This window comes from Pseudofrankia sp. DC12, assembly GCF_000966285.1.
Lineage (GTDB): Bacteria > Actinomycetota > Actinomycetes > Frankiales > Frankiaceae > Pseudofrankia.
The window spans coordinates 6,212,445-6,233,686 of the sequence record NZ_KQ031391.1 but is presented as its reverse complement, the minus strand read 5'-3'; the positions used below and the strand labels follow the sequence as shown (position 1 = coordinate 6,233,686).

The window sequence follows — 21,242 nt, the reverse complement described above, 5'->3', positions numbered from 1 at the left end:
CTGGGAGAACCAGGACCCGGTCCACCTGCTGTGGATCAATGCGGGGCTCAGCTGCGACGGCGACTCGGTGGCGCTGACGGCGGCGACCCAGCCGAGCATCGAGGAGATCGCGCTGGGCGCGCTGCCCGGCCTGCCGAAGGTGGCCGTGCACTGGCCACTGATCGACTTCGACTCCGGGCCCGAGCAGGGCGCGGACGCGTTCCTGGAGTGGTTCCGCAAGGCCGACCGGGGCGAGCTGGACCCGTTCGTGCTCGTCGTCGAGGGCTCGATCCCGAACGAGGAGATCAACGGCGACGGCTACTGGACCGGGTTCGGCGCCGATCAGGCCACCGGCCAGCCGATCACGGTCAACTCCTGGCTCGACCGGCTCGCGCCCAAGGCGCTGGCAGTGCTCGCCGTCGGGACCTGTGCGACCTACGGGGGCATCCACGCGATGGCCGGCAACCCGACCGGCGCCATGGGTGTGCCCGACTACCTCGGCTGGGACTGGAAGTCGTCGGCGGGCATCCCGGTCGTGTGCGTGCCGGGCTGCCCGATCCAGCCGGACAACCTGTCCGAGACGATCGTCTACCTGCTCTACCAGGCCTCCGGGCAGGCGCCCATGATCCCGCTGGACGACCAGCTGCGGCCGCGCTGGCTGTTCGGCGCGACCGTCCACGACGGCTGCGACCGGGCCGGGTTCTACGAGGAGGGCCGGTTCGCCGCCGCGTACGGCGAGCCCGAGTGCCTGGTCAAGCTCGGCTGCTGGGGGCCGGTGGTGAAGTGCAACGTCCCCAAGCGCGGCTGGATGAACGGGGTGGGCGGCTGCCCGAACGTCGGCGGGATCTGCATCGCCTGCACGATGCCCGGGTTCCCGGACAGGTTCATGCCGTTCATGGACACCCCGCCGGGCGCGAAGGTCTCCAGTGGGCTGAGCACGGTCTACGGGAAGGTCATCCTGAACCTTCGCAAGATCACCATGCATACCGCGGACCGCGAGCCGAAGTGGCGCCGGCCCGGTGACGAGCTGCTGACCGGCTACCGCTCCCCCGCCGACGAGGCCGGTGCCGCGGGCCCAGCCGGCACAGCCGCCGGCACGCCCGCCGGCCGCGTCAGGGAGGGCGCGCGATGACCACGACAGCGATGCGCCCGCAGACCGGCGCCGAACAGAGCAACCTCATCGAGATGAGCTTCGACCCGATCACCCGGATCGTCGGCAGCCTCGGCATCTACACGAAGATCGACTGGGCGGCCAAGCGGGTGGCGGAATGCCACAGCACGTCGTCGATCTTCCGCGGCTACAGCATCTTCATGAAGGGCAAGGACCCGCGCGACGCGCATTTCATCACGTCCCGGATCTGCGGCATCTGCGGCGACAACCACGCCACCTGCTCCTGCTACTGCCAGAACATGGCGTACGGGGTGCGGCCGCCCGCGCTCGGCGAGTGGATCGTGAACCTCGGCGAGGCCGCCGAGTACATGTTCGACCACAACATCTACCAGGAGAACCTGGTCGGAGTGGACTACTGCGAGAAGATGGTCGCCGAGACGAACCCCGGTGTCCTGGCGCTCGCGAACGCCACCGAGTGCCCGCACGCGGACGAGCACGGTTTCCGCACGATCGGCGACATCATGCGCGGCCTCAACCCGATCTCCGGGGAGTTCTACCGGGAGGCGCTGGCGCAGAGCCGGTCCACCCGGGAGATGTTCTGCCTGATGGAGGGCCGGCACGTCCACCCGTCGACCCTGTATCCCGGCGGGGTCGGGACGGTCGCGTCGGTGCAGCTGTTCACCGACTACCTGTCCCGGCTGATGCGCTACATCGAGTTCCTCAAGCGGGTCGTGCCGATGCACGACGACCTCTTCGACTTCGTCTACCAGGCGATGCCGGGCTACGAGGAGGTCGGCCGCCGCCGGGTGCTGCTCGGCTGCTGGGGCTCGTTCAACGACCCGGCGCACTGCGACTTCAGCTACGAGAACATGGCCGACTGGGGCCGGCGCATGTTCGTCACCCCAGGCGTCATCGTCGACGGGAAGCTGCTCACCAACAACCTGGTCGAAATCAATCTCGGCATCCGCATCCTGCTCGGCAGCTCGTTCTACGAGGACTGGGAAGACCAGCCGATGTTCGTCACCGAGGACGCGCTGGGAAACCCGGTGGACCGCCGGCACCCGTGGAACCAGCACACCATTCCGCGGCCGGAGAAGAGGGACTTCGACAGGCGCTACTCCTGGGTGATGTCGCCGCGCTGGTTCGACGGCACGGACCACCTGCCGCTCGACACCGGGGGCGGCCCGATCGCCCGGCTGTGGAGCACGGCGCTCTCGGGCCTCGTCGACCTCGACCACCTCAAGGCGACCGGCCACAGTGTGCTGATCAACCTGCCGCGCACGGCGACGAGGCCGGAGCGGACGTTCGAGTGGACGATCCCGCGCTGGAGCAACGCGCTGGAGCGCAACCGGGCCAGGACCTACTTCCAGGCCTACGCGCGGCCGCGGCCCTGACGTTCGCCAAGCGGGCGCTCGCCGAGGTGCGCGCCGGCAACACGAAGACCTGGGAGCCGTTCGAGGTTCCCACCGACGCGGCCAGCTGCGGCTTCACCGAGGCCGTCCGCGGCGTGCTGTCGCACCACATGGTCATCCGCGACGGGAAGATCGCGAACTACCACCCGTACCCGCCGACGCCGTGGAACGGCAGCGTCCGCGACGTCTACGGCACCGCCGGGCCCTACGAGGACGCCGTGATGGGTACGCCGATCTTCGAGGAGAACCCGCCCGAGCGGTTCAAGGGCATCGACATCATGCGGGCGGTCCGCAGCTTCGACCCGTGCCTGCCGTGCGGCGTCCACATGTACACCGGCGCCGGCCGCACCGTCGAGGTCACCCACTCCCCGCACGCGTTCACCCCGGCCGGGTGAGCCGCGCCAGGCCCGAGGAGGTGTCGCCGATGGCGTTCGACCTGGCCGCCGGTCCCGCGCGGGCCGGCGCCGAGGATCCAGGCGACGAGTCCGGCGCGCGGACCGCCGCGAGGCTCGACGCGTTGCTGGCCGACGTGGACGCCAGTGCCGACCCGCGGCTGCGCGCGCTCGCCCACGAGCTGGTCCGGACGCTGATGCTCTTCTACGGCGCCGGGCTCGACCGGGTGGCGGCACTGGTGCCCCCGGCGACGCTGCGCCGCCTGGCCGACGACGACCTCGTCGGCGGCCTGCTCGCCCTGCACGACCTGCACCCTGACGGAATCACACCGGAGGCCCAGGGCCACGCCTCGACCGGGCCGCCGCAACCGGACGGGCGACGGGTGCTGCCGCTGACGGTGGTGCCGGCCCGCCCTCGGGTCGCCGCCGTCGCGCCCTCGGGAGCCGGACCGTGACCGGCCAGACCGGCCAGACCGGCCAGACCGGCCAGACCGGCCAGACCGGCCAGACCGGCCACCGCGGGCAGCCCGACCGCTGGCTGCCGTCGCTGCGGCGCGCGCTGCTCGGACCGGCCGACGGCGCTGGACAGCCCGGCGCCCGGTGCGAGTTCTGCGGCGAGCCGCTCGGGCCCGAGCCGGGCCGAACCGCCGCGCCGGGCGGGCACGGGCACGTCGTCGACGTCGTCGACCGGTCGATCCGGTGCGCCTGCCAGGCCTGCCGGCTGCTGTTCACGCGCGCCGGCGCGGGCGGCGGGCGGCTGCGCGCGGTCGGGGACCGCCGGGCCCACGACCCGCGGTTCCCGCTGGGCGGTCCGCGCTGGGCCGCGCTGGAGATCCCGGTCGAGCTCGCGTTCCTCGTCGACGACTCCCACGCCGGGCGCCTCGCGCTGTTCTACCCGAGCCCGGCCGGCGCGACCGAGTCGACCCTGGCGCCGGACCGAATCCGGGCGATCTGGCGGGCCGCGCTCGCCGGCGCGCCCCGGCTGCCCACCCCCGAGGCCGACGTCGAGGCCGTGCTGCTGTACCGACCCGCGGACGGGCCCGCGGACACGTGCGAGGCGTTCCTCCTGCCGGTGGACGCCTGCTACGGCCTGGTCGGGCGGGTCCGACGCGCCTGGAGCGGGTTCGCCGGCGGGCCGGCGGCCGCGGCCGAGATCGCCGGCTTCCTGGCCGAGGCCCGCCCCGCGAGCCGCGCCGGCGCGGCCAGCCGGACCGGCGGGGCTGACGGCGCGGCCCGGGCCGGCCGGGTGCCGCAGGAGGTGAGCTGACGTGCCCGAGTTCGCGTTCGACTGCCTGGACATCCAGCCGGAGCCCTACGCGGCGAGCCCCACGCTCGCGGCGCGGCTGCGGGTCGCCGAGACGACCGGGTTCTCGGTCCAGGCGATCGCGTTGCGCTGCCAGATCCGGATCGAGCCGGCGACCCGCGGCTACCGCGACGACGAGCGGGAGCTGCTGTGCTACCTGTTCGGCGACCCGGCCCGCTGGGGCCGCACGATGCGGGCGTTCCCGTTCGCGACCGTGTCGGCGCTCGTCGGGTCCTTCGTCGGCTCCACCGAGGTCCGGCTGCGCATCCCGGTCAGCTACGACCTGGAGGTCGCGGCCGGCAAGTACTTCCACGCGCTGCGGACCGGGGTGATCCCGCTGTCGCTGCTGTTCAGCGGCACCGTGTTCGGCGCGACGCTGGACGGGATGCGGGTCGAGCCGGTGCCCTGGCACCTGGAGGCGGCCTACCGGCTGCCGGTCGCTGTCTGGCAGCGGCTGATGGACGCCTACTTCCCGGGTGAGGCCTGGGTCCGGCTGCGCCGCGAGACCGTCGACGCGGTCGCCCGCTACAAGATCACGCATGCGATCCCCACCTGGGACGACGCGATCGACGCGCTGCTCACCGCCGCCGGCGCCGCCCCGGCCTCCGCGGCGGAGCCCGGCCCGGTCCGGTCCGAGAGCCGCCGGGAGGTCACCTCATGACCGCGCCCACCGGTTTCGACGCCGCCCGCGAGGTCGCGGACGCGGTGCTGTACGAGGGCTACCTGCTGTACCCGTATCGCTCGGGTGCCCTGAAGAACCAGGTCCGCTGGCAGTTCGGCGTCCTCGTGCCCCCGGCCGTCGCGGCCGCCGGCGGCGAGCACGCCTCCTGCCGCACCGAGTGCCTGGTCGAGCACCTGCCGAGCGCGGGAACCGGGCTCGCCCGCCACGCCGAGGCGGGCTCGCCGCACTGGGCGACCGAGCTGGGCACGGTGCAGGTGCGGACCCGCTTCCTGCACGCCGTCGAGCGGACGGTGTGGGCCCGCCAGGGCGCCACGTTCGCCCCCGCCGACGTGGTCGCGACCGCGCGCGGCGACCTGCGCGCCGGTCAGGAGGCGGCCCCGCGGGAGGAGGACACCCTCGTTCCGCTCGCCGGCCTGCTCGGCCGCTCCCCCGCCGAGCCCGGCTCTCCCGCGCGGCCGGCGGACTGGATCGTCCCGCTGGCCGCACCGGCCGGCCGCGGCGTCGAACCGGCCGACGCCCGCACCGACCCCGCCGGCCCACGGGTCTTCACGTCGCCGGCGGCCGGTCAGGAGCCGACGGGACGGGTGGTGCGCGCGTGGCACCGGCTCGACGCCGAGCTACGCCTGTCCGCCCGGTGGCTGCCCGGGCCCTACCGGGTCGCCCGGGTGACCGCCGAGCTGCGCAACGTCTCGTCCTGGTCGCCCCCGGCGGACTCTGCTCGGCAGCGGCCGCAGGACCGCGTAGCGGCCCGGGACGCCGCGCTGGGCCGGTCGCTGATCGCCGCGCACCTGATCCTGTCCGCGCCGGGCTGGCGGTTCCTGTCGCTGACCGAGCCGCCCGAGTGGGCCGCCACCTATGCGGCGGACTGCCGCAACGAGCGGTCCTGGCCCGTCCTCGTCGGCGGCGGCACGGGCTGCGCCGACACGGTGCTGGCCGCGCCGGTCATCCTGCCGGACAACCCGCGGGTCGCTCAGGAGAGCGTCGGGCCGTTCTACGACGCCACCGAGATCGACGAGATGCTGACGCTGCGGACGCAGGCCCTGACCGACGAGGAGAAGGCCCTGGCCCGGTCGACCGACCCGCGCGCCGCCGAGCTGCTCGACCGCGCCGACCACCTGACGCCCGAGCTGCTCGAACGCCTGCACGGCGCGGTCCGCGACGTCCACGCTTCAGGGCCTGCGGCACGGGAGACACAGCCGCCGCGGGAGCCGGCCGCCGACGCCGGCCCGGCCACCGGGTTGCCGCCCTGGGATCCGCGGACCGACGACCTCGCAGCCGCCGTCGACGAACCGGTCCTGATCGACGGGGCCGCGGTCTCGGCGGGCAGCAAGGTGCGCCTGGCCCCGGCCGCCACGTCGGCCGACGCGCAGGACATGTTCCTGGCCGGCCGGTGCGCCACGGTCGCCGCCGTGCTGCGCGACCTGGACGGCGCGACGCACGTCGCCGTCACCCTCGACGACGACCCGGCGGCCGGCCTCGCTGCCGCCGTCGGCCGCTACCGCTACTTCGCCCCGGGTGAGATCGTCCCGCTCGGTCCCCCCGGCGGGGCCCGGCCATGACGCGGACGCTGGTCGCCGGTGTGGGCAACGTGCTGCTCGGGGACGATGGCTTCGGGGTCGCGGTGGCCCGCCGGCTCGCCGCCGGGCCGGCGTTGCCCCCCGGGGTGACCGTGGCGGACTACGGGATCGCCGGGACACATCTCGCGTTCGACGCGGCCGACAGCTGCGACGAGCTGCTGCTGATCGACGCGGTGCCGCCCTGGCCAGTCGGTCCCGCCACCGGCGCCGACCCGTCGGCCGCCGCCGGGCCGGCCACCGCCGGCACCGGGCTAGCCCAGCCCGGGGAGCTACGGCTGCTGGAGCTGCCCGCTCCAGCGGCGGCGGCCTGGACCGCCGCCCCGGGCGGCGGCCCCGCGGCGAGCCCAGCCGGGCCGGGCCGGGCCGGAACGCCCGGCGACGGGCACGCCATGACGCCCGACGCCGTGCTGCGGCTGCTGGCGCTGCTCGGCGGCGGGCCCGAGCGGGTGCTGCTGGTGGGCTGCGTGCCGGCCCGGGTCGAGGAGGGGCTCGGCCTCAGCCCGCCGGTCGTCGCCGCCGTCGCGCCGGCCGCCCGCCTCGTGCGCGCGGTCCTCGCCGGCGAGGCCGGACAGGACCGCGAGACCGGCGAGGCCGGACACCGAGCGCAGCCGCCGCCAGGGCGGCCCCCGCAGGGAAGGAGCCAGATGTGATGCGCAAGCTGCTGGTCGCGGGCCTGATGGCCGCCGGCGCGACCGTCGCGGCCAAGGCCGTGTACCCGGACCTGCACCGCTACCTCGAGATGCGCCGGCTCTGACGGGAGGTTCGCTCATGTGTCTCGGGATTCCCGGGGAGGTCGTCAGCCTCTCGGCCGACCGGCCGGACCTCGCGACCGTCGCGGTCAGCGGGGTCCGGCGGGCGGTCAACATCGGCCTGCTCACCGACGACGCGCCACACCCCGGCGACTGGGTCCTGATCCATGTCGGGTTCGCGCTCTCGAAGATCGACGAACGGGAGGCGGCGGCCGCGATGGAGTTTCTCGAGGGCATCGGGCGCGCCTACGACGACGAGCTCGACGCCCTGCGCGCCTCGTCGATCGCCTAGACGACCAGGCGTCGGCTGCCCGCCGCGGGCCGGCGGACTGCCAGGACGACCAGGAAGGGGGACCGGGCCGTGCGGTTCGTGGACGAGTACCGGGACGCCGGCGCGGCGCGGGCACTGGCGGGCGAGATCGCCGGCTGCGTCGCGCCCGGCCGGCAGTACCGGCTGATGGAGGTGTGCGGCGGTCACACGCACACGATCTACAAGCACGGCCTGGAGGACTACCTGCCGGAGACGGTGACGCTGGTGCACGGCCCGGGCTGCCCGGTGTGCGTGATCCCGATGGGCCGCGTCGACGACGCCATGCACATCGCCCGGCAGCCGGACGTGATCATGACGACGTTCGGTGACCTGATGCGGGTCCCCGGCAGCCACGGCTCGTTCCTTGATGCCAACGCCGAGGGCACCGACATCCGGATGGTCTACTCGCCGCTGGACTCGCTGCGGATCGCGAAGGCGAACCCGGACCACCAGGTCGTCTTCATGGCGATCGGCTTCGAGACGACCGCTCCGTCGACCGCTCTGACGGTCAAGCGGGCCGCCGCCGAGGGGATTGAGAACTTCTCGGTGTTCTGCAACCACGTCCTGGTCAACCCGGCGATCCGGGCGATCCTCGACGACCCGGACCAGCGCCTCGACGGGTTCGTCGGCCCCGGCCACGTCTCCTGCGTGATCGGTTGCGAGCCGTACCGGTTCGTCGCCGAGCAGTACCACCGGCCGATCGTCGTGTCGGGCTTCGAGCCGCTGGACATCCTGCGCTCGATCCACCTGCTGCTGCGCCAGCTGGCCGACGGGCGGTGCGAGGTGGAGAACCAGTACACCAGGGTCGTCGCCTGGGACGGCAACCCGCGGGCCATCGCCGCGATCGACGAGGTGATGACCGTCCGCCCGACGTTCGAGTGGCGCGGTCTCGGCACGATACCGGCCTCGGCCATGCGGGTGCGCGACGAGTACGCCGCGTTCGACGCGGAGCGCCGTTTCGAGGTGCCGGGGATCCGGGTCGCCGACCCGGAGGCCTGCCAGTGCGGCGAGGTCCTCAAGGGCGTGATCAAGCCCTGGGAGTGCAAGGTCTTCGGCACGGCGTGCACCCCGGAGACGCCGATCGGGACCTGCATGGTCTCCGCGGAGGGCGCCTGCGCCGCCTACTACAACTTCGGCCGCTTCACCCGCGACCGCGTCCGCACGGCCGCCGGCCTGGAGGTGACCAGGGCATGACGCAGCTCGACGAGGCGACCCGCGAGCGCCGCGTGCTGGACCGGGTCGAGACGGCCCGTCGGCGGCGCCCGAAGCTGCGCGACGAGCACATCACGATGGCGCACGGCGCCGGCGGGAAGGCGACGGCCGCGCTCGTCGACGCGGTGTTCCTGGAGGCGTTCCGCAACCCGGCACTGGAGGCGCTCGACGACGGCGCCCGGGTCGACGCCGGCAGTGCGCGGCTCGTCGTGACCACCGACTCCTACGTCGTGACGCCGCTGTTCTTCCCCGGCGGCTGCATCGGCGACCTGGCCGTCAACGGCACCGTCAACGACCTCGCCGTCTGCGGCGCGAAGCCGCTGTACCTGACCTGCGGGTTCGTGCTGGAGGAAGGCCTGCCGACGGCCGACCTGCGCCGGATCGTCGAGGCGATGGCCGCCGCCGCCCGCGTGGCCGGCGTCACCCTGGTCACCGGCGACACGAAGGTCGTCCCACGCGGGCGGGCCGACGGCTGCTACGTCAACACGACCGGGATCGGCCTGCTCGAAGCGGGTGGCGGCCTGTTCGGCGACGAGCTGCCGATGGACGGCGTGGTCGTCGCGGACGACCCGGTCGGCCCGTGGCCCGTCGGGTACACCCCGCCCGGGGACCACCCGGACGAGGCGAACCGCGTCGACGGCCTCGGGATGGTGCGCGCCCGTCCCGGCGACGTCGTGCTCGTCTCCGGCCCGGTCGGCGACCACGGGGTAACGATCATGCTCGCCCGCGGCGAGCTGGATCTGGAGGCGGACCTGCGCTCGGACACCGCGCCGCTCGCCGGCCTGGTCGAACAGCTGCTCGCCGCGACGTCCGGCAGCGCGCAGGGCGGCGGCGTGCGGGCGATGCGGGACGCGACCCGAGGCGGCGTCGCGACCGTGCTCAACGAGCTGGCGATGGCGGCCGGGGTCGGCGTCGTCGTCGACGAGGACGCCGTCCCGGTCCGCGAGGCCGTCCGCGGTGCCGCCGAGCTGCTCGGGATCGACCCGCTCTACGTCGCCTGCGAGGGCCGCCTCGTCGCGGTCGTCGCCCCCGAGGCAGCCGACGCGGCGCTCGCAGCGCTGCGGGCCGACCCGCTCGGCGCCGGCGCCGCCGTGATCGGCCGCGTCGTCGACGACCCGCCCGGCCTGGTCCTGCTCAACACGGCCTTCGGCGGCACCCGCATCGTCGGCATGCTCGTCGGCGACCCACTCCCCCGCATCTGCTGACCTGTGAAGATCCCTGCCGGTGCCGCCTCAGGCAAGGTCCGTCCCGTTCCACCACGTGGGGCCTGGACGGGGGCCGACGCCGCAGGAACGCGACGGCTGGCGCCCGCGACGAGGAGGAACCACACATGCACGAGCTGGGTGTGACGACAGCGATCATCGACCAGATCAGCGACCGGCTAGCCACCATGGCGTCACCGGGAGCGAAGGTCGCGGCCGTGCGCCTGGAGATCGGCAGGCTGTCCGGATATACGGCCGAGTCGGTGCGGTCCTGCTTTGAGCTCACCGCCACCGGGACGCCGCTGGAGGGCGCCCGCCTGGACGTCGCCGAGCCGCCTGGGCGCGGCACCTGCCAGACCTGCGGCCAGGCCGTCGACCTCCCCGATCCACTGGCGACCTGCCCCGGCTGCGGGGGCACCGACCTGACCGTCCAGGACGGCCAGCAGCTGCGGGTACTGGCGGTCGAGCTCGCCGCCGACGCTGAGGCCGGCCACCCGAACGCGACCGGCTCCGCGCCGACGGGCTGACCGCTCGTGCCGGTTCCCGGCGGACTCTCAACCCGCGGTTTGGGGCGCCCCAGCCAGGCCCCGGCCCACCGGCCGGCGCAGCCGAGCGAGATCCCTGATGTCTTCCGCCGTGGGAGGATCTGCTCGTACCGGCGGCCTGGTCACCTGGAGGTAATGACGGTGTCGGACCCATGACCACCGCTGGTTGGGCTCTGACCCGCGACGCTGGCTGGAGGTACGTATGGCCAAGCTGATCTACTCGACGATGTGCTCGCCGGACGGCTACGTCGAGGATGAAAAGGGCACGTTCGACTGGGCTGCTCCGGATCCCGAGGTACACGCGTTCGTCAACGATCTTGAACGACCGGTCGGGACCTATCTGTACGGCCGCCGGATGTACGAGACGATGGTCTACTGGGAGACCGGCGGCGACGATGCCGATCAGCCCGCCGAGGTCAGGGACTTCGCGCAGCTCTGGCGGGCGGCCGAGAAAGTCGTCTACTCACGTACTCTTGAGGCGGTCTCCAGCGCAGCCACCCGGATCGAGCGCGAGTTCGACCCTGAGGCGATCCGGCGGCTCAAGGAGAATTCAGAACGAGACGTCACCGTCGGCGGCGCCGAACTCGCGGGCAAGGCGCTTGCCGCGGGCCTGGTCGACGAGTGCCATCTGTTCCTCGCTCCGATCCTGGTCGGTGGCGGCAGGCGAGCGCTACCCGACGGCGTGCAGATACCGCTCCGGCTGCTCGACGAACGCCGTTTCGCCAGCGGTTTCGTGCACCTCCACTACTCCATCAGCCGATAGAAGGCCACCACCTCCGCGCCCTGTCGTCGTTTCGGCAGATCCCGCTGACGGGTGCGCTGACGCCGGTGAACCCGCCGCCGCTGCTCCCGCGCGGACGTGCGCGCGGTCGACGGCGGCCGAAGACCGCAGGGTCTGATATCAGCTGGCCGGGCTGGTGAGCGGGCACGGGTGTGATCGCGGTGTACAGGTTAGGGGCGGAAGAGTGGGCGGGGCGTCGGGCGCCCCAGTCGGCACGCATGGCTACTTCTCCGGTTCACCGTAGGGAGAGGGGCAGAAGAGCACCCCGAAAGCCGGCTCGCGCGAGTGCCGCGCCGGAACGTTCGGGATCGGGGCGAGGGGCGGTGCCGTCGTGTCGCTGACCCGGGAGCGGGGCGCGTCGCCGTGCCGTTGGGCGCCCGCCGGTAGCGCCGGAAATCGAAGGCGCCGAGGCGGTCGGAGCGATCGGGAGGGTGATAAGGGGCGCAGATGAAGGTGTGGGCGCAGAAAGAGCCGCAGGGACAGCCGCGAGAGCATGCGGGGAGAGCTTCACGCCCGAAACACCGGTCCTCCTCGCCGATGGCACCTCGAAACCCATTGGCAAGATCCGGATTGGTGATCAGGTATGGGCCGCCGATCCCACCACCGGACAGGCCAACGCCCGCACCGTCACCCCGCCGGCCGTGCGCGGGGTGGGCCCACTGTGGCCGTACCTCGGGCCCCTGTCTCGGCGTCACGAGGTCTCAGTGCCGGCCGCGAGCCGCGGCGATGGCTGCCTGGCCGAGGCTGATGCCGCCGTCGTTGGTGGGGACGCGGGACTGGGTCAGGACGGTCAGGCCGGCGGCGGTGAGGCCGGCGCCGACCTCGGTGAGCAGGCGCTGGTTGGCGAAGACACCGCCGGACAGGGCGACCGTGCGGACGCCGGCCTGCTCGGCCAGGCGTTCGCAGAGGGTCACGGCCGTCCGGGCGAGGGTCGTGTGGAACCGGGCCGCGACGACGGCCCGGTCGGTACCGGCGCGCAGGTCGGCTACGACCGCGCCGACGAGCTCGACGCCACGGATCCGCCACGGCGCCGCCTCCGTCCGCTCGTAGCCGGCTTCGCCCGGCCGACATCCCGCCCTGGAGCGCGATTCGCGGGACACCCGCGGAGCCGGCTCGATGATTGCCGGAAGCGGGTGGGTTCCCCGCTCGGCCGGGTCGGCGAGCTGTTCGAGCTCAATCGCGGCCTGGCCTTCGTAGCTGACCGTGTCGCGCACGTCGAGGATCGCGGCGACGGCGTCGAACAGCCGGCCGGCGCTGCTCGTCGACGGCGCTGCGACCCCCCGGTCGGCCAGCGCGACGACCGAGCTCCACTGCCCGGCGTTCCGCTCGCGGACCGCCAGCCCGGCCGGGTCCGCGCGCGCGCCGGCCGCGCTTAGGTAGGCGGCGGCCATCCGCCAGGGAGCGCGGATCGCCGCGGCGCCGCCGGGCATCGGGACGGGCTCCAGGTGGGCGAGTCGGGCGAAGCCGGTCAGGTCGGCGAGCAGGACCTCGCCGCCCCACAGGGTGCCGTCGGTACCGTACCCGAGGCCGTCGAAAGCCAGGCCGAGCACGGGGCCGGGATGCCGGTTGTCCGCGAGGCAGGACGCTATGTGCGCGTGATGATGCTGTACTCCGACCAGGGTTGAGCCACTGTCCGCGGCGCGGTCCAGCGCGTACTTCGTCGACAGGTACTCGGGATGCAGGTCATGGGCGATGAGCTCGGGCTGGACGTCGAGGAGCCGCTCGAAATGGGCGATGCCGGCGGTGAAGGCGCGGAAGGTCTCGTAGTTCTCCAAATCGCCGATGTGCTGGGAGACGAACGCATACCGGCCCCGCGTCAGGCAGAACGTGCTCTTCAGCTCCGCCCCGCAGGCGAGGACCGGCCGCGGCGTCTCCCACGCCATCCCGAGTGGCTCCGGGGCATACCCCCGGGCCCGGCGCACCACCTGCTCCTTCTCGCCAGATGGCCGCTCCCCCGATGGCCGCCCGCTCGGCCAGGCCGGGACGGCGTGGACGACCGAGTCGTCGGCGCGGATGTGGATGCGCCGGTCGTGGACGAGAAAGAAGTCCGCGATCCCGCCGAGGCGCTCGAAGGCCTCGTCGTCGCGGTACACGATCGGCTCGTCGGAGACGTTCCCGCTGGTCAGCACCAGCGGACCGCCGAACGCGGCGAGCAGCAGGTGGTGCGCCGGCGTGTACGGCGTCATCACCCCGAGCTGGCGCGTCCCCGGCGCGACCGACGGGGCGACCCCGCCCGCGCCGGGCCGCGCGTCGAGCAGCACGATCGGCCGGCGCCGCCCGGTGAGCAGGCGCTCGGCCAGCGGACCGGTGGCGCACAGCTCCCGGGCCGCGGCCAGGTCCGCGACCATCACCGCGAACGGCTTGTCCGCGCGCCGCTTACGGCCCCGCAGCGTCGCCGCGGCGGTCTCGGCCCGCGCGTCCACGGCCAGGTGGTAGCCGCCCAGGCCCTTCATCGCCAGCACCGCGCCCGTCCGCAGCAGGTCCGCGGCCCGCTCGACCGGATCGCCACCGACCGGCCGGCCGGCCCGGTCGAGCAGGCGCAGCCGCGGCCCGCAGGCGGGGCAGCAGACCGGCTGAGCGTGGAACCGGCGGTCGTCAGGGTCGTGGTACTCGGCGGCGCAGGCGGGGCACATCACAAACCCGGCCATCGTCGTCGCCGGCCGGTCGTACGGGACGTCGCGGATGATCGTGAACCGCGGGCCGCAGTTCGTGCAGTTGATGAACGGGTAGCGGTAGCGGCGGTCGGCCGGGTCGGCGAGCTCGGCGAGGCAGTTCGGGCAGGGGGCGCAGTCCGCCGACACCAGGGTGGTCCGCGCGCCCGTCGCCTCGCTGGCGGCGATCCGGAACCCGCCGGCCGGCAGCGGGCCGGTCACCTGGTCGCCGGTGGGCCGGCGGTGGACCACGATCTCCTCGACGACGGCGAGCGGCGGCGCCTCGTCGCGCAGCGCGGTCAGGAACGCATTGAGGGCCGCCGGGGCTCCCGCCGCCTCGATGTGCACGCCGGTCGGGCCGTTGGCGACCTCGCCGACGAGGTTCTGGCGGCTAGCCAGCGCGTAGACGAAAGGGACGGAAGCCGACCCCCTGCACGATCCCGTCGACGTCCACCGAGACCCGCACGACAGCCGCCGCGTCGTCCGCCGCCGCGCGGCGCGTGGTGGAGCCGCTCACGATGTCCGGCCCGGTCTGGCTCGCCATGGCCACAGTGTTCCCAGCCGACGCGGTTCCCAGCCGACCCCGTTCCCAGCTCCGCTTTCCGGGCCGACGCGGTTCCCGGCCGGGCCCCGTTCCCAGCCGACCGATCGTGTGACCGGAGGCCGCCGGAGATCAACACACCAGGGCGCGCTCGGCGGCCTTGGCGATGCGACGGGGGACTACAAGATCTGCGCCAGGCCCCGGGGAATGACCTCGGGCTCCTGTTGTTAGATAGTTGCGTCAGCAACTACACGACGGAAACATGAACACCGGACCACGAAGACCGGACCAGAGAGGACGGACAGCCCACCATGGCTGCTGCGACCACGAGCCGCGCGGCGGGCGTCGAGATCCGGCGCGCGGACGACCGGTTCGCGACCCGGACCGGCTGGCTCGACTCCAAGCACTCGTTCTCGTTCGGGCACCACTACGAGCCGGCGAACACCCACCACGGCCTGCTGCTGGTCAACAACGACGACATCGTCGCGCCGGGCACCGGCTTCGAGACACACCCGCACCGCGACATGGAGATCGTCACCTGGGTGATGGCGGGCGCGCTCGTCCACCAGGACTCGATCGGCACCTCGGGGGTGATCTACCCCGGCCTGGCCCAGCGGATGAGCGCCGGCACCGGAATCCTGCACTCGGAGAAGAACGACGCCTGGCGGCTGACCGGCGCGGACGAGCACACCGAGCCGGTGCACTTCGTCCAGATGTGGGTCCTCCCGGACACGGCCGGCGTCGAGCCCGGCTACGAGCAGCTGGAGATCGACGGCGAGCTGCTCGCGGGCGGGCTGGTGACGGTCGCCTCCGGCCTGGAGCGGGACGCCGACCAGGCCGCGATCCGCATCTCCAACAAGCACGCCGCCCTGCACGCCGCCCGCCTGGAGCCAGGCCGGACCGTGACCCTGCCCGACGCGCCGTTCCTGCACCTGTTCGTACCGAAGGGCGCGGTGGCCCTGGAGGGCGAGGGCACCCTGGCCCACGGCGACGCCGCCCGCTTCACCGCCACCGGCGGCCACACCGTCACCGCGACCGAGGCGAGCGAGATCCTCGTCTGGGAGATGCACGCCACCGTGCGCGCCTGATCCTCGGCCGGCCCCGCGGCACCTGGCCGGCGGCCGCGGGGCGCGCCGGACGCGTCCTGTGAGGCGGGCGGCCCAACGGACGGTGTCAGCCCAGGGCCGGCCGTTACGATCAGCGATGTGACGGAGCAGACGGCCACGGCGCGCCGGCCGCTGCGGCGGGACGCCGAACGCAACCGCCGGCGGATTCTCGAGGGCGCCGCCGAGGCGTTCGCCGAGCTGGGCCTCGACGTCACGACCGACGAGATCGCCCGGCGGTCCGGGGTGGGCATCGGCACGTTCTACCGGCGGTTCCCGACCAAGGAGCTGCTCATCGAGGCCCTGTTCGAGGACCGGATCGGCAACCTCGTCGAGCTCGCCGAGGAGTGCCTGCGCGACGAGGACCCGTGGACCGGGCTGGTGTCCTTCCTCGACCAGGCCACTGCCCGCCAGGTCGCCGACCGGGGCCTCAAGGAACTGGTCTTCTCGACGGCGCACGGCCGGGCCCGGATCGCCGCCGACCGGGACCGGATCGGGCCGCTGTTCTACGCGCTCGTCGAGCGGGCCCAGCTGGCCGGCCAGCTGCGGCCCGACATCGCCGGCACCGACATCGGGCTGGTCCAGCTGATGCTGACAGCCGTCGCGGACTTCACCCGCGAGGTGGCCCCCGAGTCCTGGCGCCGTTTCCTGGGGATCATGCTCGACGGCCTGCGCACCAGCCGCGACGCCCCCAGCCCGCTGCCGACCTCGGCGCTGGAACCAGCCCAGGTCACCCAGGTCATGGCCTGCTACCGCCCGCACAGCCGCTGATCACCGGGCCGCGCCTGGCTGGCCCGGGTTGGCACCACACCGGCTCAGCCGGCCGCCGCGCCCGTGGGCACGGACCGGGAGGCCGCGGCGAACAGCCGGCCGACCGCGCGGACGTGCTCGGCGAACACCGCTGGCCCCACCACCGTGAACGGCGCACCCACCTGGGTCAGTATCAGCACCGGCCAGGCCAGGTCATCGGCGGTCATCCGCAGCCGGCAGCGGCCCGGCTCCGCGTCGCCGGCCGGCTCGGCCGTGCCCCAGCGGCCGATCACCCGGGCGACCGCCTCCACCGGCGCGTTGACGAGCACCTCGACCTGATGGTGGGTCCGGGACGGCCCGGACCGCACGGCCGCGCGCACGAAGGCCGCGGCGTCGCCGCCCGGCAGCTCCCGCGGCCGAAACCGCGGCCCGGTCGCCGGCGGCCCGGCGATCCGGTCCAGCCGGAACGTCCGCCAGTCGTCCCGGTCGACGTCGAAACCGACGAGATACCAGCGCCCGCCCAGCGACACCAGCCGGTGCGGCTCGACCCGGCGGCGGCTGGCGGTGCCCTCCCGGTCGGTGTAGCCGAACCTCACCTGCTCGTCCGCCCGGGCCGCGAGCGCCAGCGCCGTCAGCAGCGCCGCGTCCACGCGCGGGCCGGCGGCCGCCACCGGCACCGTGTAGGCGCCCAGCGCGTCGGCCCGGTGCCGCAGCCGCAGCGGGATCACCTGGATGACCTTCGCCAGCGCCCGCACGGCGGCCTCCTCGATCCCGGCCACCGAGCCGGTGACGGCCGCACGCAGCCCGACCATGATCGCCACTGCCTCGTCGTCGTCCAGCAGCAGTGGCGGCACCGCGGCACCGGCCTTCAGCTGGTAGCCGCCGGCCACGCCCCGGCTGGCCCGCACCGGGTAGCCCAGCTCACGCAGCCGCTCGACGTCCCGGCGCAGCGTTCGCGCGCTCACCGCCAGCCGCTCGGCGAGCTCGGCCCCCGGCCAGTACCGATGCGTCTGCAGCAGCGCCAGCAGCCGGAGCATCCGCGTGCTCGGCGACGCGCCCGGCACCCCGGCCCGGCCGTCCGGCTCGTCGAACGCGTCCGGCCCGCCGGGCGAATCCGGCCCGCCGGGCCGGCCTGGCTCGTTGGGTACCGCGGGCTCGTCGGGCACGGCTGTCTCCTCGAGGCGGGGCGGTCCTGGTCCGGCACGCGCTCCAACATGCCGTCAAATGTGGCCAGTATCCGGCCGCAATAGGTGATGGTCTACCGGCGCAGGAGTGGGACCGTGGCAGGGCCAGGGGTAAGCGGGCCTACGTCGGCGACGGCCAGGGAGATAGCCTTCCGGGAAGGAAGATCCGTGCAAGGAGCCGGCGCGCGAGGCGACGCCTGGCGTCACGTCGCTGGGACGGGGTGGTCGCGCTGCCGGACGTGATGCCGATCGGTCCGGGTGACCCGCGCCGGATCGGCCCGTACCGGGTGCTGGGGCTGCTCGGAAAAGGCGGAATGAGCTCGGTCTACCTCGCCCGGCGGATCGCCGAGAACGTCGACCCGGAGGCCACGAACCGCCCCGGGCGCGCCCAGGCCGGACCGCTGGTCGCGCTCAAGGTGATCGACGAGGACCTCGCCCAGGTGCCGGCCTTCCGGGAGCGGTTCCGGCGCGAGGCACGGGCGGCCCGGCGGGTGGCCCGTTTCTGCACCGCAGAGGTTCTCGACGTCGACGTCGAGGCGCCCCGCCCGTACCTGGTGACCGAGTTCATCGACGGCCCGACGCTCGGCGCCGCGGTCGAGCAGAGCGGCCCACTGGCGCCGGCCGAGCTGGAACGGCTCGCGGTCTCGGTCGCCTCGGCGCTGACGGCGATCCACGCGGCCGGTGTCGTCCACCGCGACCTGAAGCCCGGCAACATCATGCTGTCCCGGTCCGGCTGGCGGGTGATCGACTTCGGGATCTGCCGCCCGCTCGAGGACGCCACCAACATCACCGTCGGCCGGCTCGGCACGCCGGTCTTCATGGCCCCCGAGCAGGCCCGCGACCTGCCGGCCTCGACCGCCACCGACGTGCACGCCTGGGGCGCGATCGTGGTCTTCGCCGCGACCGGCCGCCCCCCGTTCGGCGAGCCGCCCCTGCTGGAGCTGCTGCGGCGGGTCCTGCACGACCCGCCCGACCTCGCCGGCCTGCCCGCCGCGCTGCGCCCCGTCGTCGTCCGCGCCCTCGCGAAGGACCCCGCCGGCCGCCCGGCCGCCCGCGAGCTGCTGCTGGGCCTGATGGACGTGACCGTCGAGGCCGACGCGCCCGCGCCCGCCGAGGTGGACGGCGAGGCCACGCAGCGGCTCCCTACCGGCACCGCGGCCCTCCGCCCGCTCGCACCGCCCAGCGCGCACCGACGGCCGTCGCCACCGCCGCCCTTGGCCCAACATCCTGCAACCCCACCGGCACCGCAGGCATCGTGGGTGGTTCCGCAGAAACCGGCTCCCGTGGCGCCGGCTCGTGGATCCGCGGCCCCGAAGCCCGCCGACCCACGGTCCGCCGTGGCCCGCCTGGCCGACCTGGCGGACCGGGCCCGCCCCTGGGTCCGCAAGCTCCCCGACCTGCGCCGCCACCGCTCCTGACACCAGGCCGGACCCGGCCCCAGCGCGGCACCTCGACTGGGCGTCCTGCAGCGCCAGACCGGTCAGGGCCGCCGCAACGCCTTGATCGTCGTTTTCGCCCGCTGAGGGATCCTGCTGGCCAATTACACGCAGCTACGACTCGGCCGGGACTGGCCGCCGATCAGGGGGCGAGCGGTCGTTCCGGCGTCCCTTATATGGCGTATGTCTGGGCACCTCTTCTAGATCACCCGAGGCTTTCCCGAATTAGCCAGCAGGGTCCTGAGGGTTATGGAACGGACCCGCCTACGACCATCGGAGGGTCGAATCCGCGATCATGGGGACCGGAACGGCGGACGTCCTGCTCGGAGGCGACGGCTAGCCGGCCGCGGGCGGGGGTGTGGCGGTCGTCGTCTCAGCGGCGCGGGCGTCGAGGTGGCCGCTGACGATCAGGGCCAGCAGCAGGATGCCCAGCGCGACCCGGTAGATGACGAACGGCGCGAAGCTCCTGGTGGAGATGTAACGCAGGAACCAGGCGATCGCCGAGTAGCCGACGACGAACGCGATCGCGGTCGCGAGCACGGTCGGTCCCCACGCGACGTTGCTTCCCGGGACGTCCTTGAGCTCGAACAGGCCGGAGGCGAGCACGGCCGGGATCGCGAGCAGGAACGAGTACCGCGCCGCGGCCTCACGGGTGTAGCCGAGGAACAGCCCACCACTGACGGTCGCGCCGGAGCGGGAAACTCCCGGTACCAGAGCCAGCGACTGGCACAGGCCGTAGATCAGCCCGTCGCGGACGGTCAGGTCCTCGACCGTCTTGCGCCGGCGCGGGAACGCATGCCGGCCGCGCCGGCCGGCCTGCGAGGAGTACAGGTCGGCGGCGCCGAGGATCAGGCCGAGCACGATCAGCGTCATCGCGATGAGCCGAAGGTCCCGGAACGGCCCTTCGATGGTGTTCTTGAGGGTGACCCCGAGCAGGCAGACGGGGATCGAGCCGATGATGATGAGCCAGCCCATCCGGGCGTCCAGCGTCTCGCGCATCTTCGGGTCCCGCAGCGACCGGGCCCAGGCCGACACGATCCGGGCGATGTCCTTGCGGAAGTAGAGCAGGACCGCGGTCTCCGTGCCGATCTGGCTCACGGCGGTGAACGCCGCGCCGGGGTCGTCCCAGCCGGCGAGCGCGGCCGCGATCCGCAGGTGCGCGCTGGAGGAGACGGGAAGAAACTCGGTCAGCCCCTGGACCAGGCCGAGGGCACCGCCCTGGAACCAGTTCACGCGGCGCCAGCCCGGCTGACGGAGGGGGCCACCGGGGCATCGGCGGCGGCGCTGGCGAGGCTGCGCGGGCCTGCTGGCGCGTGGGTAGCGTCGCCCGAGCGCGTTCCGTACCTGGTCACGGCGCCTGACAGTAGTCGACGCCGTCGCGGTGCCGGCAAGCAGCCCATCAGCGTCCATCAGCCGGCGGCGGTGGCGAATCGGCAGAACAACGACGAACCGGGATCAGTCCCCCCAGATACGGAAGCCAGTCCGCTTTCAGACTAACTCTTGCCCGAGAGCGTTCTCACGCGGTGCGGCTGGTGCGCGAAGCCCCCGGCCACCGGTACGTTCGGGAAACCGCAGGCGAATGCGGAGGAAACTCCGATAGAACAGGCTGTGTGATGTGCGGACACCACAGGGAACCTCTCCCGGGCGAGCGGTCCACCTCCCGGCCCGTCGCCACCATCAGAGCCATCGGCCGCAGCAGGCCGGGCGGGCCGGCGAGATGACCGCGCCGGCCCCGACGGCGCCGGCCCCGACGGCGCCGGGCACCCGCCGTCAGGTGACCGGCGCGGCCGCCTTCCCGGAACGGCTCGCAAACGACCTGGCCACTGTCGTCTCCACCCGCGGCGGACGCACCGAGCAGCTCGCCGACGAGGTCGTCGACGCCGCCCGGCTGCTGTGGCAGGCCGTCGGCGCCCAGCAGCCGGCGGCCACCCCGGCGGCGTTCGCGAAGCTGCGCCCGCGCCACGTCCAGGTGCTGCGGCTGCTGGCCGGCCAGCCGGGGATCTCGGTGCGGGTCGCCGCCGAGGCCCTCTCGATGCGCCCACACAACCTCTCGACCCTGCTCACGGACCTGGTCGGCGCCGGCCTCGTCGAGCGGCGCGGTGACCCCCGCGACCGCCGGATCGCCCGGCTCTTCCTCTCCAACGAGGCCCGCAGGGAGGTCGAGGGCGTCGAGCGCGGCCTGCACGACGCCGTCGTCCACGTCCTCGGCCGGCTCACCGACGTCGACCAGGGCCGGATCCGCGCCGCCCTGCCAGCCTTGCACCGCCTCGTCACCGGCCTCACCGAGAGTTCCGCGCCCACCGCCTGACCACGGGCCCTCGG

At 73.8% G+C, this 21,242-nt stretch carries 20 protein-coding genes and 1 pseudogene; 17 read left to right on the top strand and 4 right to left on the bottom strand.

The genetic code is table 11. The annotated features are described in order from the left end of the window. The first annotated feature begins 25 nt into the window (after positions 1–25). The 13 genes and pseudogenes from FRADC12_RS25220 (at position 26) to FRADC12_RS25165 (ending at position 11,237) form a co-directional block, all read left to right on the top strand. Complete coding sequence (locus FRADC12_RS25220; RefSeq protein WP_232304197.1) at positions 26–1,111, top strand: NADH-quinone oxidoreductase subunit B family protein; 1,086 nt, start codon at positions 26–28, stop codon at positions 1,109–1,111. After that, positions 1,108–2,897 (top strand): annotated as a pseudogene (locus tag FRADC12_RS25215) (nickel-dependent hydrogenase large subunit). The gene FRADC12_RS25220 and the pseudogene FRADC12_RS25215 overlap by 4 nt, the downstream one beginning before the upstream one ends. 29 nt (positions 2,898–2,926) lie before the next feature. Continuing rightward, positions 2,927–3,349, top strand: coding sequence for a NifU-related iron-sulfur-binding protein (locus FRADC12_RS28745; protein ID WP_157489032.1), 423 nt, complete (start codon positions 2,927–2,929; stop codon positions 3,347–3,349). Next, positions 3,346–4,161 carry a DUF5947 family protein gene (locus FRADC12_RS25205; RefSeq protein ID WP_157489031.1) on the top strand — a complete coding sequence of 272 codons (816 nt, stop codon included), beginning with the start codon at positions 3,346–3,348 and terminating at the stop codon, positions 4,159–4,161. The genes FRADC12_RS28745 and FRADC12_RS25205 overlap by 4 nt, the downstream gene beginning before the upstream one ends. A 1-nt stretch (position 4,162) precedes the next feature. Beyond that, positions 4,163–4,858 (top strand): DUF6084 family protein, encoded by a 696-nt coding sequence (locus tag FRADC12_RS25200; RefSeq protein ID WP_045878491.1) that lies wholly within the window; start codon positions 4,163–4,165, stop codon positions 4,856–4,858. Further along, complete coding sequence (locus tag FRADC12_RS25195) at positions 4,855–6,438, top strand: hypothetical protein (protein ID WP_045878490.1); 1,584 nt, start codon at positions 4,855–4,857, stop codon at positions 6,436–6,438. The genes FRADC12_RS25200 and FRADC12_RS25195 overlap by 4 nt, the downstream gene beginning before the upstream one ends. Continuing rightward, the gene (locus FRADC12_RS25190) at positions 6,435–7,106 is read left to right on the top strand and encodes a hydrogenase maturation protease (RefSeq protein WP_052711153.1); all 672 of its coding nucleotides are present in this window, start codon (positions 6,435–6,437) and stop codon (positions 7,104–7,106) included. The genes FRADC12_RS25195 and FRADC12_RS25190 overlap by 4 nt, the downstream gene beginning before the upstream one ends. Next, positions 7,106–7,210: a DUF6893 family small protein gene (locus FRADC12_RS35180; protein ID WP_502685289.1), complete on the top strand. Its 105-nt coding sequence runs from the start codon at positions 7,106–7,108 to the stop codon at positions 7,208–7,210. The genes FRADC12_RS25190 and FRADC12_RS35180 overlap by 1 nt, the downstream gene beginning before the upstream one ends. Positions 7,211–7,224: 14 nt before the next feature. Next, complete coding sequence (locus FRADC12_RS25185; protein ID WP_045878489.1) at positions 7,225–7,497, top strand: HypC/HybG/HupF family hydrogenase formation chaperone; 273 nt, start codon at positions 7,225–7,227, stop codon at positions 7,495–7,497. Positions 7,498–7,566: 69 nt separating this feature from the next. Then, positions 7,567–8,709 carry a hydrogenase formation protein HypD gene (gene hypD, locus FRADC12_RS25180; RefSeq protein WP_045878488.1) on the top strand — a complete coding sequence of 381 codons (1,143 nt, stop codon included), beginning with the start codon at positions 7,567–7,569 and terminating at the stop codon, positions 8,707–8,709. Further along, positions 8,706–9,932 (top strand): HypE family hydrogenase expression/formation protein, encoded by a 1,227-nt coding sequence (locus tag FRADC12_RS25175; protein WP_045878487.1) that lies wholly within the window; start codon positions 8,706–8,708, stop codon positions 9,930–9,932. Before hypD ends, FRADC12_RS25175 begins: the two co-directional genes overlap by 4 nt. A 125-nt stretch (positions 9,933–10,057) precedes the next feature. Continuing rightward, the gene (locus FRADC12_RS25170) at positions 10,058–10,456 is read left to right on the top strand and encodes a hydrogenase maturation nickel metallochaperone HypA/HybF (protein ID WP_045878486.1); all 399 of its coding nucleotides are present in this window, start codon (positions 10,058–10,060) and stop codon (positions 10,454–10,456) included. Positions 10,457–10,676: 220 nt separating this feature from the next. Next, the gene (locus FRADC12_RS25165) at positions 10,677–11,237 is read left to right on the top strand and encodes a dihydrofolate reductase family protein (protein ID WP_045878485.1); all 561 of its coding nucleotides are present in this window, start codon (positions 10,677–10,679) and stop codon (positions 11,235–11,237) included. Positions 11,238–11,956: 719 nt separating this feature from the next. Here FRADC12_RS25165 and hypF read toward each other — a convergent pair. Both hypF and FRADC12_RS33500 read right to left on the bottom strand, forming a co-directional pair. Beyond that, positions 11,957–14,305 carry a carbamoyltransferase HypF gene (hypF, locus tag FRADC12_RS25160; RefSeq protein WP_232304196.1) on the bottom strand — a complete coding sequence of 783 codons (2,349 nt, stop codon included), beginning with the start codon at positions 14,303–14,305 and terminating at the stop codon, positions 11,957–11,959. Then, complete coding sequence (locus tag FRADC12_RS33500) at positions 14,298–14,450, bottom strand: hypothetical protein (protein ID WP_232304030.1); 153 nt, start codon at positions 14,448–14,450, stop codon at positions 14,298–14,300. The genes hypF and FRADC12_RS33500 overlap by 8 nt, the downstream gene beginning before the upstream one ends. Before the next feature lie 308 nt (positions 14,451–14,758). Between FRADC12_RS33500 and FRADC12_RS25155 the strand changes: the two genes are divergently transcribed. Next, positions 14,759–15,535 (top strand): pirin family protein, encoded by a 777-nt coding sequence (locus tag FRADC12_RS25155; RefSeq protein ID WP_045878484.1) that lies wholly within the window; start codon positions 14,759–14,761, stop codon positions 15,533–15,535. A gap of 117 nt (positions 15,536–15,652) precedes the next feature. Then, positions 15,653–16,321: a TetR/AcrR family transcriptional regulator gene (locus FRADC12_RS25150; RefSeq protein WP_045878483.1), complete on the top strand. Its 669-nt coding sequence runs from the start codon at positions 15,653–15,655 to the stop codon at positions 16,319–16,321. Positions 16,322–16,365: 44 nt separating this feature from the next. Here FRADC12_RS25150 and FRADC12_RS25145 read toward each other — a convergent pair whose 3' ends face one another. Next, entirely contained in the window at positions 16,366–17,337 is a 972-nt protein-coding gene (locus FRADC12_RS25145; RefSeq protein WP_045880201.1) for a WYL domain-containing protein, read from the bottom strand. A gap of 368 nt (positions 17,338–17,705) precedes the next feature. Here FRADC12_RS25145 and FRADC12_RS25140 point away from each other — a divergent pair, with 368 nt between their 5' ends. Beyond that, the gene (locus FRADC12_RS25140; protein ID WP_045878482.1) at positions 17,706–18,902 is read left to right on the top strand and encodes a serine/threonine-protein kinase; all 1,197 of its coding nucleotides are present in this window, start codon (positions 17,706–17,708) and stop codon (positions 18,900–18,902) included. 354 nt (positions 18,903–19,256) lie between these two features. Here the strand turns inward: FRADC12_RS25140 and FRADC12_RS25135 are convergent, their stop codons facing one another. Further along, positions 19,257–20,153 (bottom strand): undecaprenyl-diphosphate phosphatase, encoded by an 897-nt coding sequence (locus FRADC12_RS25135; protein WP_045878481.1) that lies wholly within the window; start codon positions 20,151–20,153, stop codon positions 19,257–19,259. A 484-nt stretch (positions 20,154–20,637) separates the two neighbouring features. Between FRADC12_RS25135 and FRADC12_RS25130 the strand changes: the two genes are divergently transcribed. Next, the gene (locus tag FRADC12_RS25130) at positions 20,638–21,228 is read left to right on the top strand and encodes a MarR family winged helix-turn-helix transcriptional regulator (protein WP_052711151.1); all 591 of its coding nucleotides are present in this window, start codon (positions 20,638–20,640) and stop codon (positions 21,226–21,228) included. The last annotated feature ends 14 nt before the right edge of the window (positions 21,229–21,242 follow it).

Bases quoted from the DNA above. Each gene is read 5' to 3' on its own strand.
- FRADC12_RS25165 (WP_045878485.1), top strand. From the start codon at position 10,677: ATGGCCAAGCTGATCTACTCGACGATGTGCTCGCCGGACGGCTACGTC.
- FRADC12_RS25130 (WP_052711151.1), top strand. From the start codon at position 20,638: ATGACCGCGCCGGCCCCGACGGCGCCGGCCCCGACGGCGCCGGGCACC.
- FRADC12_RS35180 (WP_502685289.1), top strand. From the start codon at position 7,106: ATGCGCAAGCTGCTGGTCGCGGGCCTGATGGCCGCCGGCGCGACCGTC.
- FRADC12_RS25195 (WP_045878490.1), top strand. From the start codon at position 4,855: ATGACCGCGCCCACCGGTTTCGACGCCGCCCGCGAGGTCGCGGACGCG.
- FRADC12_RS25145 (WP_045880201.1), bottom strand. From the start codon at position 17,337: ATGCTCCGGCTGCTGGCGCTGCTGCAGACGCATCGGTACTGGCCGGGG.
- FRADC12_RS25170 (WP_045878486.1), top strand. From the start codon at position 10,058: ATGCACGAGCTGGGTGTGACGACAGCGATCATCGACCAGATCAGCGAC.
- FRADC12_RS25190 (WP_052711153.1), top strand. From the start codon at position 6,435: ATGACGCGGACGCTGGTCGCCGGTGTGGGCAACGTGCTGCTCGGGGAC.
- FRADC12_RS25155 (WP_045878484.1), top strand. From the start codon at position 14,759: ATGGCTGCTGCGACCACGAGCCGCGCGGCGGGCGTCGAGATCCGGCGC.
- FRADC12_RS33500 (WP_232304030.1), bottom strand. From the start codon at position 14,450: ATGGCGAGCCAGACCGGGCCGGACATCGTGAGCGGCTCCACCACGCGC.
- FRADC12_RS28745 (WP_157489032.1), top strand. From the start codon at position 2,927: ATGGCGTTCGACCTGGCCGCCGGTCCCGCGCGGGCCGGCGCCGAGGAT.
- FRADC12_RS25185 (WP_045878489.1), top strand. From the start codon at position 7,225: ATGTGTCTCGGGATTCCCGGGGAGGTCGTCAGCCTCTCGGCCGACCGG.
- FRADC12_RS25175 (WP_045878487.1), top strand. From the start codon at position 8,706: ATGACGCAGCTCGACGAGGCGACCCGCGAGCGCCGCGTGCTGGACCGG.